The sequence below is a fragment of the Ignavibacteriales bacterium genome, assembly GCA_026390815.1.
Lineage (GTDB): Bacteria > Bacteroidota > Ignavibacteria > Ignavibacteriales > SURF-24 > JAPLFH01.
Genome location: JAPLFH010000024.1, coordinates 66991 through 85330, shown reverse-complemented (window position 1 = coordinate 85330; position 18340 = coordinate 66991). Strand labels below are relative to the sequence as shown.

General features: G+C 32.9%; 17 protein-coding genes. 6 read left to right on the top strand and 11 right to left on the bottom strand.

Annotated features, from left to right (window positions below; genetic code table 11):
* The first annotated feature begins 72 nt into the window (after positions 1-72).
* From NTX22_08005 to NTX22_07995, 3 genes are all read left to right on the top strand, one after another.
* Positions 73-906: an FAD/NAD(P)-binding protein gene (locus NTX22_08005; protein MCX6150447.1), complete on the top strand. Its 834-nt coding sequence runs from the start codon at positions 73-75 to the stop codon at positions 904-906.
* A gap of 122 nt (positions 907-1028) precedes the next feature.
* Complete coding sequence (locus NTX22_08000) at positions 1029-1916, top strand: cation diffusion facilitator family transporter (protein MCX6150446.1); 888 nt, start codon at positions 1029-1031, stop codon at positions 1914-1916.
* 27 nt (positions 1917-1943) lie between these two features.
* On the top strand, positions 1944-2834 hold the full coding sequence (locus NTX22_07995) for a DUF3667 domain-containing protein (GenBank protein MCX6150445.1): 891 nt from the start codon (positions 1944-1946) through the stop codon (positions 2832-2834).
* Here NTX22_07995 and NTX22_07990 read toward each other — a convergent pair.
* From NTX22_07990 to NTX22_07970, 5 genes are all read right to left on the bottom strand, one after another.
* Positions 2831-5485, bottom strand: coding sequence for a DUF5916 domain-containing protein (locus NTX22_07990; protein MCX6150444.1), 2655 nt, complete (start codon positions 5483-5485; stop codon positions 2831-2833). The genes NTX22_07995 and NTX22_07990 overlap by 4 nt on opposite strands.
* A gap of 62 nt (positions 5486-5547) precedes the next feature.
* The gene (locus tag NTX22_07985) at positions 5548-6078 is read right to left on the bottom strand and encodes a DUF4252 domain-containing protein (GenBank protein MCX6150443.1); all 531 of its coding nucleotides are present in this window, start codon (positions 6076-6078) and stop codon (positions 5548-5550) included.
* 11 nt (positions 6079-6089) lie between these two features.
* Positions 6090-6638: a DUF4252 domain-containing protein gene (locus tag NTX22_07980; protein MCX6150442.1), complete on the bottom strand. Its 549-nt coding sequence runs from the start codon at positions 6636-6638 to the stop codon at positions 6090-6092.
* Positions 6625-7197, bottom strand: coding sequence for a hypothetical protein (locus tag NTX22_07975; protein ID MCX6150441.1), 573 nt, complete (start codon positions 7195-7197; stop codon positions 6625-6627). Before NTX22_07975 ends, NTX22_07980 begins: the two co-directional genes overlap by 14 nt.
* On the bottom strand, positions 7190-7720 hold the full coding sequence (locus tag NTX22_07970) for a sigma-70 family RNA polymerase sigma factor (protein ID MCX6150440.1): 531 nt from the start codon (positions 7718-7720) through the stop codon (positions 7190-7192). The genes NTX22_07975 and NTX22_07970 overlap by 8 nt, the downstream gene beginning before the upstream one ends.
* Positions 7721-7875: 155 nt before the next feature.
* Between NTX22_07970 and NTX22_07965 the strand changes: the two genes are divergently transcribed.
* On the top strand, positions 7876-8409 hold the full coding sequence (locus NTX22_07965; protein MCX6150439.1) for a hypothetical protein: 534 nt from the start codon (positions 7876-7878) through the stop codon (positions 8407-8409).
* A gap of 98 nt (positions 8410-8507) precedes the next feature.
* On the opposite strand, the gene NTX22_07960 is transcribed toward NTX22_07965, so the two are convergent.
* The 6 genes from NTX22_07960 to NTX22_07935 all read right to left on the bottom strand — a co-directional run bounded on the left by NTX22_07960 (position 8508) and on the right by NTX22_07935 (position 15089).
* Entirely contained in the window at positions 8508-11213 is a 2706-nt protein-coding gene (locus NTX22_07960) for a BamA/TamA family outer membrane protein (protein ID MCX6150438.1), read from the bottom strand.
* 203 nt (positions 11214-11416) lie between these two features.
* On the bottom strand, positions 11417-13270 hold the full coding sequence (gene yidC, locus NTX22_07955) for a membrane protein insertase YidC (protein MCX6150437.1): 1854 nt from the start codon (positions 13268-13270) through the stop codon (positions 11417-11419).
* 12 nt (positions 13271-13282) lie between these two features.
* Positions 13283-13492, bottom strand: coding sequence for a membrane protein insertion efficiency factor YidD (gene yidD, locus NTX22_07950; protein ID MCX6150436.1), 210 nt, complete (start codon positions 13490-13492; stop codon positions 13283-13285).
* 1 nt (position 13493) lies between these two features.
* The gene (gene rnpA, locus NTX22_07945) at positions 13494-13892 is read right to left on the bottom strand and encodes a ribonuclease P protein component (protein MCX6150435.1); all 399 of its coding nucleotides are present in this window, start codon (positions 13890-13892) and stop codon (positions 13494-13496) included.
* Between the two features lie 5 nt (positions 13893-13897).
* The gene (rpmH, locus tag NTX22_07940; protein MCX6150434.1) at positions 13898-14044 is read right to left on the bottom strand and encodes a 50S ribosomal protein L34; all 147 of its coding nucleotides are present in this window, start codon (positions 14042-14044) and stop codon (positions 13898-13900) included.
* Between the two features lie 106 nt (positions 14045-14150).
* Complete coding sequence (locus NTX22_07935) at positions 14151-15089, bottom strand: NAD-dependent epimerase/dehydratase family protein (protein MCX6150433.1); 939 nt, start codon at positions 15087-15089, stop codon at positions 14151-14153.
* Positions 15090-15501: 412 nt separating this feature from the next.
* Here NTX22_07935 and dnaA point away from each other — a divergent pair, with 412 nt between their 5' ends.
* Positions 15502-16899 (top strand): chromosomal replication initiator protein DnaA, encoded by a 1398-nt coding sequence (gene dnaA, locus NTX22_07930; GenBank protein ID MCX6150432.1) that lies wholly within the window; start codon positions 15502-15504, stop codon positions 16897-16899.
* A gap of 307 nt (positions 16900-17206) precedes the next feature.
* Positions 17207-18340: a DNA polymerase III subunit beta gene (gene dnaN / locus NTX22_07925; protein ID MCX6150431.1), complete on the top strand. Its 1134-nt coding sequence runs from the start codon at positions 17207-17209 to the stop codon at positions 18338-18340.

Below are 18340 nucleotides of genomic sequence, written 5' to 3'. Positions count from 1 at the left end.
TGAATGATAGATATTTATAAACTAAAATTAATTCTAAATCCTCTCCCTTTGGGAGATGGTTGGGAGTAGGCTATGGAAAATATTTATAAACCATTCCTTGCAAAAATTGAAGAATCAATTTGGGAAACGCCGGATACAAAAACTTTTAAACTAAAGTTTATTGATCCGGAAGTTTCAGAAAAGTTTACATTCCGTGCTGGACAATTTGGAGAGTACTCCGCATTCGGTGAAGGAGAATCTACATTTTGTATTTCATCATCACCTACGCGCAAAGGATATATAGAATGCAGTTTTAAAGTTGTTGGCAAAGTAACAAAATCCCTTAACCAAAAAGATGTTGGCGATGTTGTTGGCTTCCGCGGACCATACGGAAACTGGTTCCCGATAGAAGATATGTTTGATAAGAATTTAATTTTTATTGGCGGTGGAATTGGATTGGCTCCGCTGCGTTCTTTAATCTGGAACTGTTTAGACTTACGTGATAAATTCAAAGACATAACTATTTTATACGGCGCCCGTTCTATTTCTGATCTCTGTTATAAAAATGAATTGAAAGAGTGGGAAGGAAGAACCGATATAAAATTTGTTAAGACTGTTGATCCTGGCGGAGAAAATGGAGAGTGGGATGGTAAAGTTGGTTTTGTTCCCACAATATTAAATGAGATTGCTCCATCGCCAGACAACGCAGTTGCAATTACATGCGGTCCGCCAATTATGATAAAGTATACTATTCAAAATTTAGAAAAGCTTGGCTTTAAACAAAACCAGGTTGTTACAACGCTTGAAAACAGAATGAAGTGCGGGTTGGGTAAATGCGGTAGATGCAATGTTGGCAACACTTACGTATGTATTGATGGACCGGTTTATACTGCCGCTCAGCTTGCAGAGCTTCCGGATGATTTTTAGTCTTGTTGTATTAGTATTTCAATATTGCTAAGTTTGATTAAGTAAAGTATAAAAACATTTTTCACTTATACTATTTTTTAGGAATTGGTCGGATAAAAAAATATATCCGACCATTTTAATTTATGACAACTGAAAAAATAGCCGCTTACGAAAAAAGAAAGATTGCATTAACTTCAGTTATTGCAGCGGTATTTTTAACTTCATTTAAACTGTTGATTGGTTTTCTAACCGGAAGCTTGGGAATATTATCCGAAGCCATGCATTCGGGTCTGGATCTTGTCGCCGCAACAATTACTCTATTTGCCGTTAAGTTTGCCGATAAACCAGCCGACAGCGATCATAACTACGGACATGGAAAGATTGAGAATTATTCGGCACTAATTGAAACTCTTTTACTTTTATTAACCTGTGCCTGGATTATATATGAAGCAGTTAAAAGATTAGTTACGGGTAAAGTTGAAATTGAAGTTACTATCTGGAGTTTCATTGTTATAATTACTTCAATTATTATTGATGTTTCCAGATCAAAGGCGCTTTACCGGGTTGCAAAGAAGCACAACAGCCAGGCTTTGGAAGCAGACGCACTACACTTTTCAACTGATATCTGGAGTTCCAGTGTAGTTCTTATTGGATTAGTAGGAGCCGCTTTTCAGTTTTATTATGCTGATTCCATTTCTGCATTAATCGTTGCAATAATTGTTTTGGTAATTAGCTTTCGTTTAGGAAAGCGCTCGTTTGATACTTTAATTGATAAAGCTCCGGAAGGTTTGAATGAAAGGATTTCATCAATAATAAATGAAATTCCAGAAGTGATCAAATTTCACAATGTTCGTGTTAGAGAAAGTGGTCCATATAAATTTGTTGAACTGAATATTCATGTTGATAAACAATTAAGTATCGATCAAGCTCATAAAATATCTCACAAAGTGGAAGAGGCTATCCTTCAAAAAATAGAAAACATAAATGTAACCGTTCACATCGAACCGGAAGTAGAAAAAGAGCAATTATAATAATTTTGCACAACCCAGCACTAAAAAATGGCGCATATAAAAAATAAATCAAAAGATTGTCTTAATTGTGGTTATGTTTTTAACGATGCAAATAATTATTGCCCTCATTGCGGTCAAGAAAATAACAATTATAATATTCCTCTTAAGCATATGTTTCTAGAGCTGCTCGAAGGAACAATTCATTTTGACACAAAATCATTCCAGACATTTCTGGTACTGCTATTTAAACCTGGGCATTTAACCTTACAGTATAACCAGGGAAAAAGAGTTCGTTATGTTCCCCCCTTGCGGTTATATGTTTTTATCAGTTTTTTATTTCTTATTACCATCAGCATCCTTCCGAGTAAATCCCCCTCAAATCAAAGCACATCAAAATTTGATTTCGAGATTTATTCAATAACCTCTCTCGAACTGACTGGATTAAAAGAATCGAAACTTGATTCCCTGCTTACTATAAGGAAAATAGAGAAAGGGGGATTTGCGGAATACCTTATCCATAAACTTTGGAATCTCTCTAATGACAGTGGCAAGGAGTTTGGACACTCCCTGGTTAAAAATATTTCGTACATGATTTTTATATTAATGCCTTTCTTTGGCTGGCTGGTTTTTCTTTTTCACAAGAAAAGAAAAAGCTATTATTTTGAATACTTAATCTATTCTATACATTTTCACAGCTTTCTTTTCCTTGCGCTTTTTATTTTCATTCTAATTTCTATGGCAGGAATAAATATTTATGTTTTGATTTGCTTTTTACTTTGGATGCTCATATATCTTTATAAGTCGCTCAGAAAAGTATTTACTCAAAAACGATTTTCTGCTGTTATAAAATCTTTTTTCCTATCCATTTTATATTTCTTTTCTCTGCTTGCATTTTTTCTGGCAACTGTAGTTTTAAGTATAGCAATTTTTAATTATTAAACATCCAGCCAATACGTAAATTTAACCAGGTAAATATTATTTGGTTGTGACTTAAACAAATTATTAAAATCTCTACGGAAGGAGAACTCTCCCGGATTGTCATAGTTTTCTTTGAAATTCTGCCATACAAAATAGAAAGCAGAACCGGGGAGAAACTCCCAGCGTAAAACTAAATTTGCCCTAATGGATTTGAAATTAAAATTTGGATTGTTGAAGCTAAAATTTGCCGCACTACCGGAACCATCAGGATCAATGGTATACTCCTCTGTATCTTTATTATAATTTATGGTTGCACCATTTTTTTCAAACACATTATATTCTTTTGTTTTAGGTTTCGCCAACTGTTTAAAGTTTTTATAATCCCCAACAGAAACTAATGGCTGAAGATAAAGCTGCAAAGTAAGTTTTGGGGTAAACGTCCAATTTACTCTAATATTTCCGGCAACAGTTTTTTGATTCATCTCTGCAAAAATATATCTTTTGCCATATGTTGCAGTTGCTACCGGGTCATCAATTTCAGTTACCCATTGCACTTTTTCAAGATTCCTATCCATTGACGGACCGATAGTAATGTTTAACGCTGAAGTTGGTTTCCATTCAATATTCAAACCTGCATTAAAATATTTGCTTCCAAAATCATCGCCGGAATAATAACCGAAAACCTCAGAGACAATTGGCTTTCTGCTATCGCTATAGCCATTAAAGCTAAGTTCATAACCAGGTGGATTTTTGGCTAAAGGTCCCCCACGTGTTAAGCGGGAAGAAAAATTTTCCAAACCATAAAACATCTGCAAACTAAATCCATAATAATTCAAAAATTGGACGTTGGTAAATAAGCCCCAAAAATTGTTTTCAATATTGCCATCAAAATCATAATTTCTTGCATGCGAAACAAAAACATTTTTATTCCTGAAAATATTATCCGGCTCAAACCATTTATATCCAATCACCAAATGTGAGTTTATTGTATTTGCCCGCCACTGAAAACCAGCATCATTGGATTCAAATCCAGGCGACACAACCCCAATTCCACTATTTATATAAAAATTCCCTTTCTGTTTGTTTAACGCAAACCGTGTTATAAATCCAGAAAGCGAAGTACGATTACTATCCAGCTTTGCATACCTGGCATCTGGTCTCTGCATATATCTTAGAGGTGCTTCTTGTAATTTGATCAAATAATCTTTAGAACCTTGCACATATGTGCCGGCTGCATATCCGGTTAAAACATAAGTCTCCGAACTATCAAGAAAAGACCACCCATCAACTCCAAATGCATATGCTTGTTTACTAAGATTATTTTTCAATTCGGGGCTTTGCAGATCTCTGTTTACAGAAGTGACTATAAATCCGAGAGATTGTTTGCCGGAATTAAATTCATTTTGAACCCGTAGAATTCCATAATTAGTCAATGGTTCAACTTCTACTTCTGCTCTATTGCCCAGTAAATCAGTTTTTGCAAAAGTTCTTTCGGTAACAGCATCAACAGCACCAAACGACCAAGTATCGCCTATCTTACCGCTAACTTTAGCTGCGCCAAGTATTCGAGTCTCGGTTGGAAAATTAACATAATCATTTTCACCGGCATCTCCTTCCGGAGTTCGTCCAATTCTTCTGGAATAAAAGAATTCCGGATTCCCCCAGTTAAAATTCCAGTTACTATTTGCCCCGTTAGTGCCAAAATTAAAAATGTTCAATCCTTCTATAAAGAACGGGCGCTTCTCTTCAAAATATGTTTCGAACGCGGATAAATTAACTACAGCAGGGTCAACTTCTACTTGTCCAAAGTCAGGATTAATTGTTGCATCCAATGTTAAATTACTTCCCAAGCCAAGTTTAATATCCGCTCCAAGCATCGTCCTGTATTGGTTGCTTTTATAGAATGGATCATTTATATCATGAACTAAATATTGCGCTTTCTGTACAAGGTAAGGTAAAACTTCTACTCGCTGTTTCGGTTCTATACCTTTTAATCCAACCAATTGTGCAAAGTGAGAAACGTATCCGCTCTCTTTCTTTGGAACCATTACAAAATGATCTTCTTCGTTTTTGCGAACAATCTTGCGGGCAATATTAATTCCCCAAACCATTTCTTCGGCTTTATTAAAACGTAACTGCGAAAATGGGATTTTCATTTCAACATTCCAGCCTTCCGAATCAATTGAGGAAGCGCAATCCCAAATACCATCCCAGGAATCATCGCTCCAGCTATCGTTGTAATATAAACCATCTTCTATGGAACCGGCGGGATTTACTACAAAGTAAAAAGCTGTTCTTCTATCGTGGTAAGAATCTATTGCAATACCAAACCAATCCGAATCCTCCATATCATCTCTTCTGGCTAATCTTCCATGGATTGAATCGGGATGAGAGTCATTTAATTTTGCTGAACAATAAAAATAAGATTCGTCGTAAGCAAACCACACATAAGATTTTTCAGTTGGCTTATCTCCTTCCTTCGGATCCCGTTGTGTAAAATCTTCAATGGGATTATTTTGCCAGACTGACTCAGTAAGTTTACCATCAATTGTAATTTTTTCTGTTGTATGGTATGCTTGTACCCTGGTAGTATTTTCAGGAGTAGCAAATAATTTATACTGGAGAAAAAAACAGAAATAAAATAAAAGTACCGCATTAAAAATTTTACTCATAAGAACCTTTCTTTTACTTTTGATTTATTAGACGAAAAGTAATGGGAAAGGTTGTTGAGTACTTAAACTTTTATTCCCCTTTTTTTAATCAACTGCTCTACAAGTTCTTCCAGTCTGCCATGTACTTGAACAATAACCATCTGTTCGTTTTCAACTGATAAAACCAAAATATCCTTTATACGATCTGGATTTTTCATGTTTACATAAACAAAGCAAAGTTCTTCCCCGTCACAACTCTTTACTAATTTAACCCAGTTTCTTTGCCTGATTCTTTCCTCAAAAGAAGTAAATGAGTTCAAAGTAATTTTTTCGTTCTCATTTAAATTATAAATACCAATTTGAGCATTGGAAATTTTGTCGAGCAAAATTTCAAGATCGAAAGTACGATCTGATATTTTGGCTAACTTGCTTGCTAATAAAATTTCGAAGCCACTAACGGAGTATTCTAACTCTCTATCAAAATCTTTATAATTCATTTCATCAAAGATTTCATTTCTCATATGCTTAAATTCGCCATCTACTCCCCAACAGCCAAAAAGCAGAAATGAAAAAGCGAGCAGCAGGACAATTTTAATAGCTTTTTTCTTATTCATAAAAACACCCGCTATTTAATTTTCTTTTTAAATTGGTCTAAATCCGGAATGTTAAATTTATCAGATAACTTGCTTATTGCTTCTAAATCGATATTGCCAACAATATTTACAAATGTCGCCTGTCCGCCTTTCTCCATAGTTAGCACAGTAACACCGACAATATTTTCGTTAACATTTTTCAAATAGACATTTACTTCTTCGCCTTTTTCTTTAACCTTAACTATTCTTTCCCAATTATCGGAGGTAAGTTTAGTTGTAATGCGAATCATTTTCTGTGTTACATCTGCTTCTTTACTATCAGCAATTTGAAATGTGTAAACCTTTACCAGCTTTAGATTACCAAGTAAGTTTGCCAATTCCTGATCTTTATTTTTAGAAGCTTTGGAAGCTAAGCTTAGTAATGGAGCTTCTATGTTTACCTCCGTAAACTCTTCGGGATTGTATAAACCTTCGAAGCTGCCAAAATCTACATACCCATCAAGTTTTTTATAATCTTCCTGCCCAAATAAAAGAAGTGAAGAAAATATTATCGTTAGAAAAATTAAATTAATTCTTTTCATTTTTTTCTCCTGATTTGAATAAATCATTTATTGCATTTAAACTTTTATTTAAAGGATTTGCTACCTGTTTTGTTAAAATCTCTTTCTCCAATCTGGATTGAGTTGAGTTAAGCACTTTGCCAACCAGTGCAAGTGCCTGCTTTGCTTGTTCGTTTGCGTGCTCAACTTCTAAAGTTGAATATTTTGTTGCATCATTGCTTTTATTATTGTTTCTAAGAGAAATAGCAAAAACAACCAAAACAGCAATAGTAACCACGCTTACTATTGCTGTTTTATATGAAACTCTTGTGAAGATAGAATAAAAATCTACAAGAAATGATGTTGCTTCGAATTTCCTTTCTCCAATTCTCGATTCTATTTTTTGTATAATAGAATCCGGACATTCCATTTCTGGCAGTACATGCAACGCTTCAGCAGCAATTTTGTGCTCGAGATATAACGATTTACAATTACTGCATTTTTTTAAATGATGGAAGACCTTTAACCTTTGAATAATCGAAGCGTCGCCATATGCAGTGTTAATTATTGGAATAAAAATATGTTTGCATTCTTCAGACATTAAAAACTTCTTCCCTTTTCAATTCTTTTAATAAATTTTGTCTTGCTCGTAGAATATAAACTTTAATTGTGTTGATGGGTATTTTCATAATTTCACTTATCTCTCTGTATTTCATACCCTGGATTTCATATAATACCAAAATATGTTTCTGCTCTTCTGATAATTTATCAATAGCGTTTAATACTTTACTCTGCAAAAGCTTCTTTTCAAAAAGTATGTCCGGTTGTTGGGAGCCACTTGAATCGCGAATAAATTCCACCTGATCATCATCTAAATACTCTTCTTTTCTGAACATCACATTCCTTTTTCTCAAATAATCTATGCACTTATTGTAAGTTGTTCTCATAATCCAAGTTTTTACTGCGTTAAGATTTATATCTTCTATATTTTGCCAAAGTATCAGCAAAACTTCCTGGGTTACATCTTCCGCATCCATTCTGTTTCTAAGAATATAGTAGGAATAACTATATACCTTATTCTTGAACTGCTGAAGAATTATTTTATATCGTAATGATTTAATCATATTGCATTATAAGAGACGAAATAAACATTAAAATTGTTACAGTAAAAATTATTTTTTTATCGTTTAGGATTATATCCATTTGTTTTGGATTTACCAAGAATTGATTATATTATTTGTGGTTTAGGTCTAATTACTCCGCTATAATAATAATTGTTATGGAAGAAATTAAAAAAGCAATTGAGCAAATTTTTAGAGAATCAACTTCCTCAAATGAATTGTTCGATACATTACAGAAAGCACTACAACTAAAACTCCACGATGCCCAAACTTATAAAATTTTATTAGGTAATATTGTCCTTACAACTGATGAAGTTAAACTGTTTACTGAAAAACTCTGCGAAGAATTTCCTGATCTTTCTTCTGAACTTTTTATGTGGACAGGGAGCATCCTGGAAAGCGACCCGACAACGGATAATTTGGATTCCGCTTTTGAATATTATAAAAAGGCAATTCAGGTAAATCCCCAGGAACATTTTTCTTATCTTGCAATTTTAAAAATGTACAACAACGATTTGGACTTTCCGCCCAGAATACATATAGAGCCATTGTGTGAAAAAGGATTGTTAGAAGTAAATTCCAAAAGTAAACTTTGTGTTGCAATTGCAGATTTTTATGATAAGATAGAGGAACCTGCTTTAAAGAAGAAATATCTTACACTTTCCGCCATCTTTGCTAAGAAAGAAAAGTAGCCATATAATTGTTGAATTGGATACGGGCAGAAACTGAGATTGAGAAATTATAATTTGGTGATTACGATTAATTATTAACCGAACATTAATCGCTGATCCTAATAATAATAACCAATCGTAAAGTAGAAATAAGCGGTACCCCATTTTATCCTATCGCTCAAATTTCCTTTAAATAAAAAACTTCTACCAACGGAAAAATCCGCAGGACCAAGCGGTGTATCAAAGGATAAAGTTGCACCGGCACCATGTCTAAGATCTTTAAATCTAATTTCTTTTCTATCTGTCCAAACAGAACCCAAATCATATCGGAAACTAATATATGAATCAAAGAAAACGCTGAAGGGAAGTTTGTACCGATATTGAAGTGATGTAAGAAAGATTTGCCTTCCCCTGTAATCATAATCCCGCAAACCAAAAAATGAATTTTGCCCACCCAAAGAAAACTGCTGGCTTAGCGGTAGGGTGTTGTCTGCAACTCCAATTGTAAGTCTTGGGATTATTGTATGCGAGTCATATAATGATAAAAAACCATGATAATCAAAATAAAATTTTGTATAGCTAACATCACCACCAAGCAGCTTTTGGGCAGTTTCGTAAAAGGCTTTTACCAGCATTCCTTTACCAGGAAAAGGATATTTATCCTGCGAATCTATGGTTGATGAAATTAGAAGACTGACTAATTTTTTCTTGTAAATATCCCCTTTATAATCTTGTTTATTTTTAATCTCATCCCACTGGTACCTGCCCTCAAAAATTAGATTTCCAAACCGCTGAACCTGGGCGCCTAAACCAATAGAAAATCCTTTAAAAATCTGACGATATTCCCCATTTTCTGAACGTGAAAATTTCCGATCCGAAAAGGAAGAATCATCTTTATAAACAAACACATCATTAAATTCATAGAAAGCCCTCACTTTATAAGTCAGATACGTATCAAAAATTCTATTCGCTTTATGTTCCAAAATAAATGAACGATTTCTTAAACCACCACCAAACATCAGTCCAAGTTCAGTCCCTGATTTTGCAAAGTTTTCATCTCGTACATCAACATTTACCTGTGTAAGGTTTTCGTTATCAATACGTAACCCAAATCTTATTAATTGGGAGGGTTTTTCATCAACAATAAAGTGAAGCGCATTTTCTTCTCCCTCTTTTTCAACAACAAGATTTATATCATTAAACAAATTTATGCTTCTTAAATTAGAAAGTCCTTTTTCGACTTTCTGATAAGAGAATAGTTCACCCGCATTGAATGGTAATTCTCTTCGGATAACCCAGAATGCCGTTTTTTTATTTCCCTCTACTTCTATCCTTGAAATTTTTCCTTCTGAAAATTTTATTTCGAGTGAACCTTCTTCTTTATTGAAAAAAATGTTTTCAACTTCTGCAAGTGAGTAGCCGCGCTTACGATATAGATTTAGAATTACAATTAATTTCTTAGAAATCTTCCCGGCATTATATGGTTGATTTTGCAAATCAATTAAAATCGAATCTATTTGTTCTTTAGGAAAAAGTGATATACCATCAACTAAAGTATTTTTTATTTTGGTGTTTTCTCTAAGTATAAATCTTACTTCTGTTCCTTCACCAACCGGTTGTGTTTCAACAAAAACGTCATCATAATCGCCCGACTTAAAGAGAGTGTAAATGTCGTCCAGGATTTCATAATTACTTACAGAATCTTTATGCGAGTATTTTAAAAGAAATGGTCTTTCGATAGGAAGAGCATTTTCATTGTAAAAAACTTTTTTTAAGTAAAACTCTTTTTCGTCAATTTTTTTTCTGAATAACAACCTTATTTTTTGCTCAATATCATTAAGCATCGGTTGCGCTGCTTTATAACCTGCGTTAACTAAAGAATCCAGATTTGTAAAATCGTTATTCTTTTTCCTCCCCAGGTCCGGTGCAATAACTACATCTGCGTATTGAAGCTGCTGTATACTTAAAAGTTGCATTGGAATACTTACAATTTGATCTGCAACATTCCAGGGATAAGCTAATTCTTTGGCTGTATTCAACGGACTAGTAGTATTTAAGACAATAATAAAATCGCTTCCCAAATCTTTTGCAACTTTAACGGGGATATTTGCCACTAAGCCACCATCAGCAAGGAGTAATGTATCCATTTTAACAGGAGCAACTAATAGCGATATGCTTGAACTTGCGCGCATTGCCAGACTTAATGAACCCTTATTTAATACAACCATTTTTCCGGTTATTAAATCGGTGCAGACAGCATTAAAATCTGTTTTTAATTCATCAAAGTTAGATCTGGTATGAATTGGTGCGTTTAGAGTAAGCAGGTTCAAATAACTTGATAATAGTTCGCCAGTATTAACTGAAGTTGGAAGTAGTGGTTTTAACCCTTCAAGACGCAAAACAAATAAAGCTTTGTCTTCTGTAATTTTCTGATCGACAAAAAGATCTTTTCTGTTAGAGGAGCTTTTAATTTTTAAAATTTCATCCCAGGGGATTAACGAGGCTATGGAATCCAACGCATCTATATTATATCCCGCAGCATAGAATCCACCAAGTATGCTACCCATACTTGTTCCAACTATTCTATTTATTGGAATTTCTTTTTCTACAAAAGCACGGAGTATACCTATTTGAGAAACACTTCTTGCGCCTCCACCGCTAAGCACTAACGAAACTGTTGGCTCTTGTTTTATTACTTTTTGAGTTAGCCCGAAAGGGATTTTTTTGTAAGTATAATCTAAAGAAATAATACTTTTATTCTGTGGGAAAATTGAACCGGCAACTATTAGGAGCGTTGATAAAAATATTTTAAACAGTTTTATCATTTAATATAAAAGCAGTTTTGAATTGCTATTGAACCCTTTTTACGAAGTATTTCTTAAACCAACAATGCTTTCTGAGATTATATTTTGGCAAACTATTTTACTCAGCGATAAAATTATATTATAGCAAAACTACCAGCACACCTATTTGCCCAAAGTTAGTATGCTTTAATTTCCCAACAATCTTTTTTTTAAAACACAAAATACTATTTTTTCTTAGCCGTCTTTTGCGATTGTTTTTCTGCCGCATCCATTAACTTAGACATAAATCCACCAGACTTTTTAGGATTTTTAACAGGTACCAATTCAATATTTGAATGATGGTGGTTAACATAATACTGTTGTGCTATCGAAAATAAATTAAACATAAAATAGTAAAGGTTTAATCCTGAAGGAAAGCCCATAAACATTAAAGTGAAAAGCACGGGCATCATATAAACAAGCGCCTTCTGGCTTGGATCTTTTATAGACATTTTCTGCTGGAGAAACATTGTTATTCCAAGCGCTAACGGTAGTGCACTAATCTGATTTATTCCGAAAATCGGCAACCTGAAAGGTAGTGTAGCAATAACGTCCGGGGAAGACAGGTTGTTTATCCACAGCATAAAATGAGCTTGTCTCAGTTCGATGGCTACGTTGAACAGTCCCCACAATGCAACAAGAATTGGCATTTGTAAAACCATTGGCAAACATCCACCTGCGGGATTTATTCCGTATGTGGAATATAGTTTCATCGTTTCTTTATTTAATTTTTGTGGATCATCTTTAAGTTTTTCTTTTAGCTCTGCAATTTTAGGTTGCAGTAACTGCATTTTCTTCATCGATTTCAAACTGCTTTTGGTTAAAGGATGAAGCGCCACTTTTATAATCAGTGAAAATACAATAATCACAATTCCGTAATTTGGTATAAATAGATGGAGAAATTTAAACAGCGGCAAAAGTACATATTCAGAAATTGGTCTTATAAGAAATTTTAAACCAAAAAAACTTCCAAAGTCCACGATGGCTTCAAATTTTTTACCAAAAGTTTTTAGGATATCATATTCGACTGGTCCGATATAAATTAAAAAGGAGTTTTTCTGGTAACTTTTATTTTCGAACGGAATTTTAAGTCTTGTATCATAATATTCAATAACTCCGCCGCCAACTGGCTTTTGCTTTCCTTCAATTGAAGCGCCACCCTCTTCGTTTGGTTTATCCGGAGCGATTATAACAGCAAAATATTTATTTCGAACACCGATCCATTCAACTTTACCATTAACTTCTTTATTAACTGTTTCGCTTGGACTAGATGCATTTACAATCGTTTCTTCACCAGCAGAAAACAAACTGGAGTTAGAATAATTTGCTTCGTCAGTAGAATTATGTTCAACAAAATTAATTCCATTTCCCCAAACAACATCATACCGGTAATTGCTTATGATGTTTTCCATATTAATCATTTCAACATCGCACCTGGAGGCGTAATCATTTCCTTTAAAGAAATACGTTTTCTTTATAAAACTATTCTTTCCTATCTGAATTGAAAATCCTATTTTTAAAGAATCTTTCTCACCTAAATTATAATAAAAATTGTTTGCATCGGTGTTAAAGTTAGCCTCACTTGTATTTACTAATTTTCCATCCTTGGAGACAAATACAAGATTAAAGTCACCGTCACTTTTTTCGTTAACTAACTGAACATGATTATGGTAAAAATCTTTTTCGTCTTTTGCGTACCAGGTTCTGTATTTTTTTAGGAAATATCTCTTAATGCGCGCACCGGTACTGTTCAATTCCAGTTTTACTAAACTGTTTTCAATCGTTATTGTTTTTCCACTATCCACAGACTGGTTGAAAATTTTCCCGAGGTAGGAGGTATCTTTTTGTACAGCAGTATTTGCTGGAATTGGTTTATCTTTTACCAGTAAATCTTCCTTCGCTTGTTTTTCAACATTTATTAGTGTGGTATCTTGTCCTTTCTTAATATCCTGCTTTGGAGGCTCAGGATTATTAAAGTAAAGCCATATTATTAAGATTGCACCAATTATGACAAAGGCTATGGTTGTTTGTTTATCCATTAGATTTCCAAATTATAATAAAGGATCGTAACCACCTTTGTTAAATGGGTTACATCTTAAAATACGCCAAACAGATTTATATCCTCCTTTAAAGACGCCATACTTTTCAAATGCTTGTCTGCTATATTCAGAACAAGAAGGATAAAATCGGCAAGAAGGAGGAAACAGGGGCGATATTAATTTCTGATATATTTTTATAAAGTAAACAAAAACGAAACGCATCTTACAAGCCCGACTTTAATTTGATAAGAATATCAATTACGCCGGGCATTATCTCTCTAAGTTTTATTTTCTTATTTACTAATCGAGAATAACCTAAAGGTGTAAAAATTAAAAAGAGTGATAATTTTTTTTCTTTGCAAGCCTCCAGGAATCCGTGTTTGTTAAGACGGTAAGATTCTTTAATTAACCGCCTAATTCTATTTCTCCAAACTGCTTTTCCGGCTTTTTTAGAAACTGCTGCAACAATTTTAACAATTGGTTTATCTTGATTGGTTTCTATTAAAAATGTTACTTTAAGTTTTCGATCTTCTGAGTAAACAATTTTACCATCAAGATAAATTTTTCTAAAGTCTTTTGCTTTCTTGATTCTTTCATTAGCAGAAAGACCAAAATTTTTCAAGACTATTATTTCTCGTCACTTACTGTTAATTTTTTTCTACCTTTTGCACGTCTTCTAGAAAGAACTGCACGTCCATTTTTAGTGCTCATTCGTTCTCTAAATCCGTGTTTATTCACTCTTTTTCTTTTACTAGGCTGAAATGTTCTCTTCATAATCTTTACCTTATCTTCTAAAGGTTCAAAAAATACGCATATACAGGTAAAGTTACAAGGTTTAAAGACTTACCATATAGAACTTTATTTTTCTATCTTTCATGTTTTATGATGTTGCTTGTAAAAAATATCTTATCGTTTCTTTCAATCCTTGCATTAAATCGACTTTTGGAACAAAATTAAGAATTTCAGCAGTATCTTTAATAGATGCCAGGCTATGTTTAATATCTCCCGGGCGTTCAGATTTAAAAACAATTTTGCTTTTACTGTTTGTTTCTTTAATAATTAATTTTGCAATTTCTAAAATAGATATTGAAGAACCGTTTGCAATATTCAATGTCCCATTAAAAATTTCATTTTGTGCAGCTAATACATTTGCAAAAACTACATCTTTAACAAAAACAAAGTCCCTTGTTTGTTCACCATCTCCAAAAATTTCTATAGGATCATTTTTAAGCGCTTTGTTTATAAAGATAGGAATTGCAGCCGCATATTGACTTTTTGGATCTTGCCTTGGACCAAAAACATTAAAATAGCGTAAAGATGTTGTTCGTAAGCCAAAATTTTCAAAATACATTTGGCAATAATATTCGCCATCTAACTTAGTTATTCCATAAGGAGTTTTTGGTTGTGGTTTCATAAATATGAATTTAGGCGATTCTGAATTATCACCATAAACAGCTGCCGAACTACTGTGAACAACTTTTTTTACACCCGCAGCTTTAGCGGCATCTAATATATTTAATAAGCCAATTACGTTAATCTCAATGCATTCTTTTGGTTTAATAATTGATTCTGGAACGCTTACCAATGCCGCAAGGTTGAAAATGTAATCTGCTCCTTCAACAACTTTTTCAACTAGTTTTTTATCTGTAATACTACCCTGATAAAACTTTACAAATGAAGATTGGGGAATATTTCTTTTAAACCCCGATCTTAAATCATCTATTATATGAACTGAAGCATTTTCTTTCATCCAATATTCAGCAATATGGCTACCTATAAAACCTGCTCCACCGGTTATAACAACTTTTACTCGATCCAATTATTTTTCCTTATAATTACTCTCATAAAAATATATCATTGTTTGAACAAAGTCTCTCCATTTCTTCTTTGTAAGAAAAATATTTTAATTAAAACATCAAAATTAATTTGCTCTCAAAACTAATTGTCTCTATTTTTTTACTGATATAAAACGACAAAGACAATGTTGATAACTTGTTAATACTGGTGCTATGTGGAACGGTTTCACATTATAAAAAATGTTTTTCCAATACATTTAAGAGATGGCTTTGTGGTGATTATTCAAAAGCGACGGCAATTAAACCGTTAAAATATTATCGTTTATGTGTTGGTGTTAATTGTTAACAATTTGTTTACGGATTTTATTGTTATAAATTTGTCCCTAAAATTTTCTTGATTTTTATCAGAAATACTTTACTTAATTGTTGATAACTATGGAAAATGTTTCTCTTGTAAGCGGTAATGATTCCAAATTAGTCTGGAAAGAGTGTCTTAAAATAATAAAAGAAAACGTACCTTTTTTAAGTTATAATACTTGGTTTTTACCTATTAAACCGCTTCAAGTAGAAAACAGTACATTTAAGATTCAGGTTCCTAATAATTTTTTTATTGAATGGATTGATGAACATTATAATACTTTAATAAACAAAACATTGCTTCAGGTATTTGGTTCAGAAACAAAACTCATTTATGTAATTTCTACCGAGCAGGAACATGTTTATAACGATGATGAAGTTCTACGTTCCACTGCCCCAGAAATTAAACTAGTTAAGTTGCCCATAGAAGATAAACAACAATTTGAATCATATCTAAATCCTCGTTATACATTTGAGAATTTCATAAAAGGTGAAGGAAATCAATTAGCACGAGCTGCTGCTTTAGCTATTGCTGATAATCCTGGAGAAACGTCTTTTAATCCTTTCTTTATTTATGGTGGTGTTGGATTAGGCAAAACTCATTTAATTCAAGCTATTGGAAACAGAGTTTGTAACACACTGCCAAACAAAAAAACAATCTACCTTTCTGCTGATACTTTTACCGTAGAGTTTGTTGAGTCCATTCAATCGGATACTGTTAATGAATTTTCCGCCTTTTATAAAAACATGGATGTCTTGATTATTGATGACATTCAATTTCTTATCGGAAAGGAAAAGACTCAAGATTTATTCTTTCAAATATTTAATACGCTTCATCAATCAGGCAAGCAAATTATTCTTTCGAGCGATAAACCCCCAAAAGATCTGAAAGGATTAAACGAAAGACTAATTTCAAGATTTCAATGGGGATTGTCAGCTGATATTCAACCACCAGATTTTGAAACACGTATTGCCATTTTAAAAAAGAAAAGTGAGAACTACGGAATATTTCTATCTTCAGAAATAATAGAATATATAGCGACTAATATTACATCCAATATTCGCGAGTTGGAAGGTTGCTTAATAAAATTATTGGCAAGTTCTTCCTTGAACTCTAAAGAAATTAATTTTGAATTAGCAAAAAAAACTGTTAAAGAAATAGCCACCAATAGAAAAGTAAATATTTCAATTGAATATATTACTAAAGTTGTTTGTGAGATACTAAACGTTGAAGAAAATAAAATCCGGGATAAGAATCGTAAAAAAGAAGTTGCTTTAGCTAGACAAATTGCAATGTATCTTTCAAAAGAATTAACAAAATCATCTTTAAAAACTATTGGATTGCATTTTGGTGGAAGAGATCACTCAACTGTTATTCACTCATATAACAGCATAGAAACCTTGATGGAGACAGATGCAACATTGAAAGAAACCATTAACTCAATTAAAAGCAGAATAGAATTGAGTGTTGGTTAACTGTTAATTACGAGTGGATAAATAGTTAAGAAATCATACTTGTTAACATACCGTTAATAACCAAGTGTTTTTATTCAAGTTACTAACATAATGGTTGGTTAGAAAAATCGTTTTAGGAAATAAAAACTTAACTATTTTATACAATCAACATATTAACAGTATTCTTATAATTATTCTTTATTCAAATATATTTTTATATAAGAAAATTAATAAAGGTGTGTATAAAATTCATATGTTTTTACTTAATTAAAAATTGAATGTCTTATCTAAATTCGGTAATTTTAACTGTCAAAACGGAGATAATATAATGGAATTTAAGGTTAACAGTAAGTCTCTTGAAAAACTTCTAACTAAAATTATTCCTGCTGTTCCTTCTCGTACACCAATGCCGATTTTAGAGAATTTTTTGTTCGATTTGAAAGATGGATTACTTGCCATTATAGCTACTGATCTAGAAATAGCTCTTAAGTCTTCGCTTAATGTAGTTTCCGAAGAAAATATTAAAATTGTAATACCAGCAAGATTACTTTATGATATTGTTCGTTCGTTAAAAGAAACTACAATTCATTTTGAAGTTACACCAGCAGGCAAAATTAATCTTAAAACAGAAAATGGTTATTACACAATAAGCTATTTATTACCCGAAGAATTTCCGGACATACCTACCTTTCCAGAAAATGTAACCGAAAAAGAATCTTTAGGAGAAGTAATTATTAGTGGTAGTGATCTTAAAAAAGCGATAGAGCAAACTGCTTTTGCAATGAGTAAAGAAGATATGCGCCCTGCTATGATGGGTACACTGTTCGAGTTTATTGAAGAAGGTGTGCGAATAGTTGCCACTGATGGACACAGATTAGTTAATTTGCTAAAGAAAAATGTTAAAACAGAATTAACAGAACAATATATTATTCCGGAAAGAGCAATCTCCGTACTAATAAAAATATTGGAAGAGAAAGATGTTAGAATGCTGCTTAGCAAAACACATATTTCATTTAAAGTTGGTGATATTGAATTTATAACAAGATTAATCGGTCAGAAATATCCAGACTATAACAGCGTAATTCCATTTGAAAATGAAAACAAATTAAAAATTAAAACTGAAGAAATACATTCCACAATTAAAAGAATGCTTTTATTTTCTCCAACTACTTCACGTAAAGTTAAATTTACAATTACCGAAAATAATGTTGAAGTTTCTGCAGAAGATTTAGATCAGGGTTCGTTCGCTAAAGAAAATATCTTATGCGAATACGCCGGTGAACCAATGGAGATTGGATTCAATTCAACTTATGTTAACGATATGCTTGGGCATCTACAAGGTGAAGAGGAAATAATTTTCAAACTTCACTCCCCAACTAAAGCAGTAATTGTTGAACCAGTTAAAACAAAAGAAGATGAAGAGTTGGTGATGCTATTAATGCCAGTCCGTTTAAATAGTTAA

Coding starts and splice junctions, on each gene's coding strand:
- NTX22_07970 (MCX6150440.1), bottom strand. CDS start 7,720: ATGATTAAATCATTACGATATAAAATAATTCTTCAGCAGTTCAAGAAT.
- NTX22_07985 (MCX6150443.1), bottom strand. CDS start 6,078: ATGAATAAGAAAAAAGCTATTAAAATTGTCCTGCTGCTCGCTTTTTCA.
- NTX22_08005 (MCX6150447.1), top strand. CDS start 73: ATGGAAAATATTTATAAACCATTCCTTGCAAAAATTGAAGAATCAATT.
- NTX22_07975 (MCX6150441.1), bottom strand. CDS start 7,197: ATGTCTGAAGAATGCAAACATATTTTTATTCCAATAATTAACACTGCA.
- NTX22_07995 (MCX6150445.1), top strand. CDS start 1,944: ATGGCGCATATAAAAAATAAATCAAAAGATTGTCTTAATTGTGGTTAT.
- dnaA (MCX6150432.1), top strand. CDS start 15,502: ATGGAAAATGTTTCTCTTGTAAGCGGTAATGATTCCAAATTAGTCTGG.
- NTX22_07990 (MCX6150444.1), bottom strand. CDS start 5,485: ATGAGTAAAATTTTTAATGCGGTACTTTTATTTTATTTCTGTTTTTTT.
- NTX22_07965 (MCX6150439.1), top strand. CDS start 7,876: ATGGAAGAAATTAAAAAAGCAATTGAGCAAATTTTTAGAGAATCAACT.
- rpmH (MCX6150434.1), bottom strand. CDS start 14,044: ATGAAGAGAACATTTCAGCCTAGTAAAAGAAAAAGAGTGAATAAACAC.
- dnaN (MCX6150431.1), top strand. CDS start 17,207: ATGGAATTTAAGGTTAACAGTAAGTCTCTTGAAAAACTTCTAACTAAA.
- NTX22_08000 (MCX6150446.1), top strand. CDS start 1,029: ATGACAACTGAAAAAATAGCCGCTTACGAAAAAAGAAAGATTGCATTA.
- NTX22_07960 (MCX6150438.1), bottom strand. CDS start 11,213: ATGATAAAACTGTTTAAAATATTTTTATCAACGCTCCTAATAGTTGCC.
- NTX22_07980 (MCX6150442.1), bottom strand. CDS start 6,638: ATGAAAAGAATTAATTTAATTTTTCTAACGATAATATTTTCTTCACTT.
- yidD (MCX6150436.1), bottom strand. CDS start 13,492: ATGCGTTTCGTTTTTGTTTACTTTATAAAAATATATCAGAAATTAATA.
- yidC (MCX6150437.1), bottom strand. CDS start 13,270: ATGGATAAACAAACAACCATAGCCTTTGTCATAATTGGTGCAATCTTA.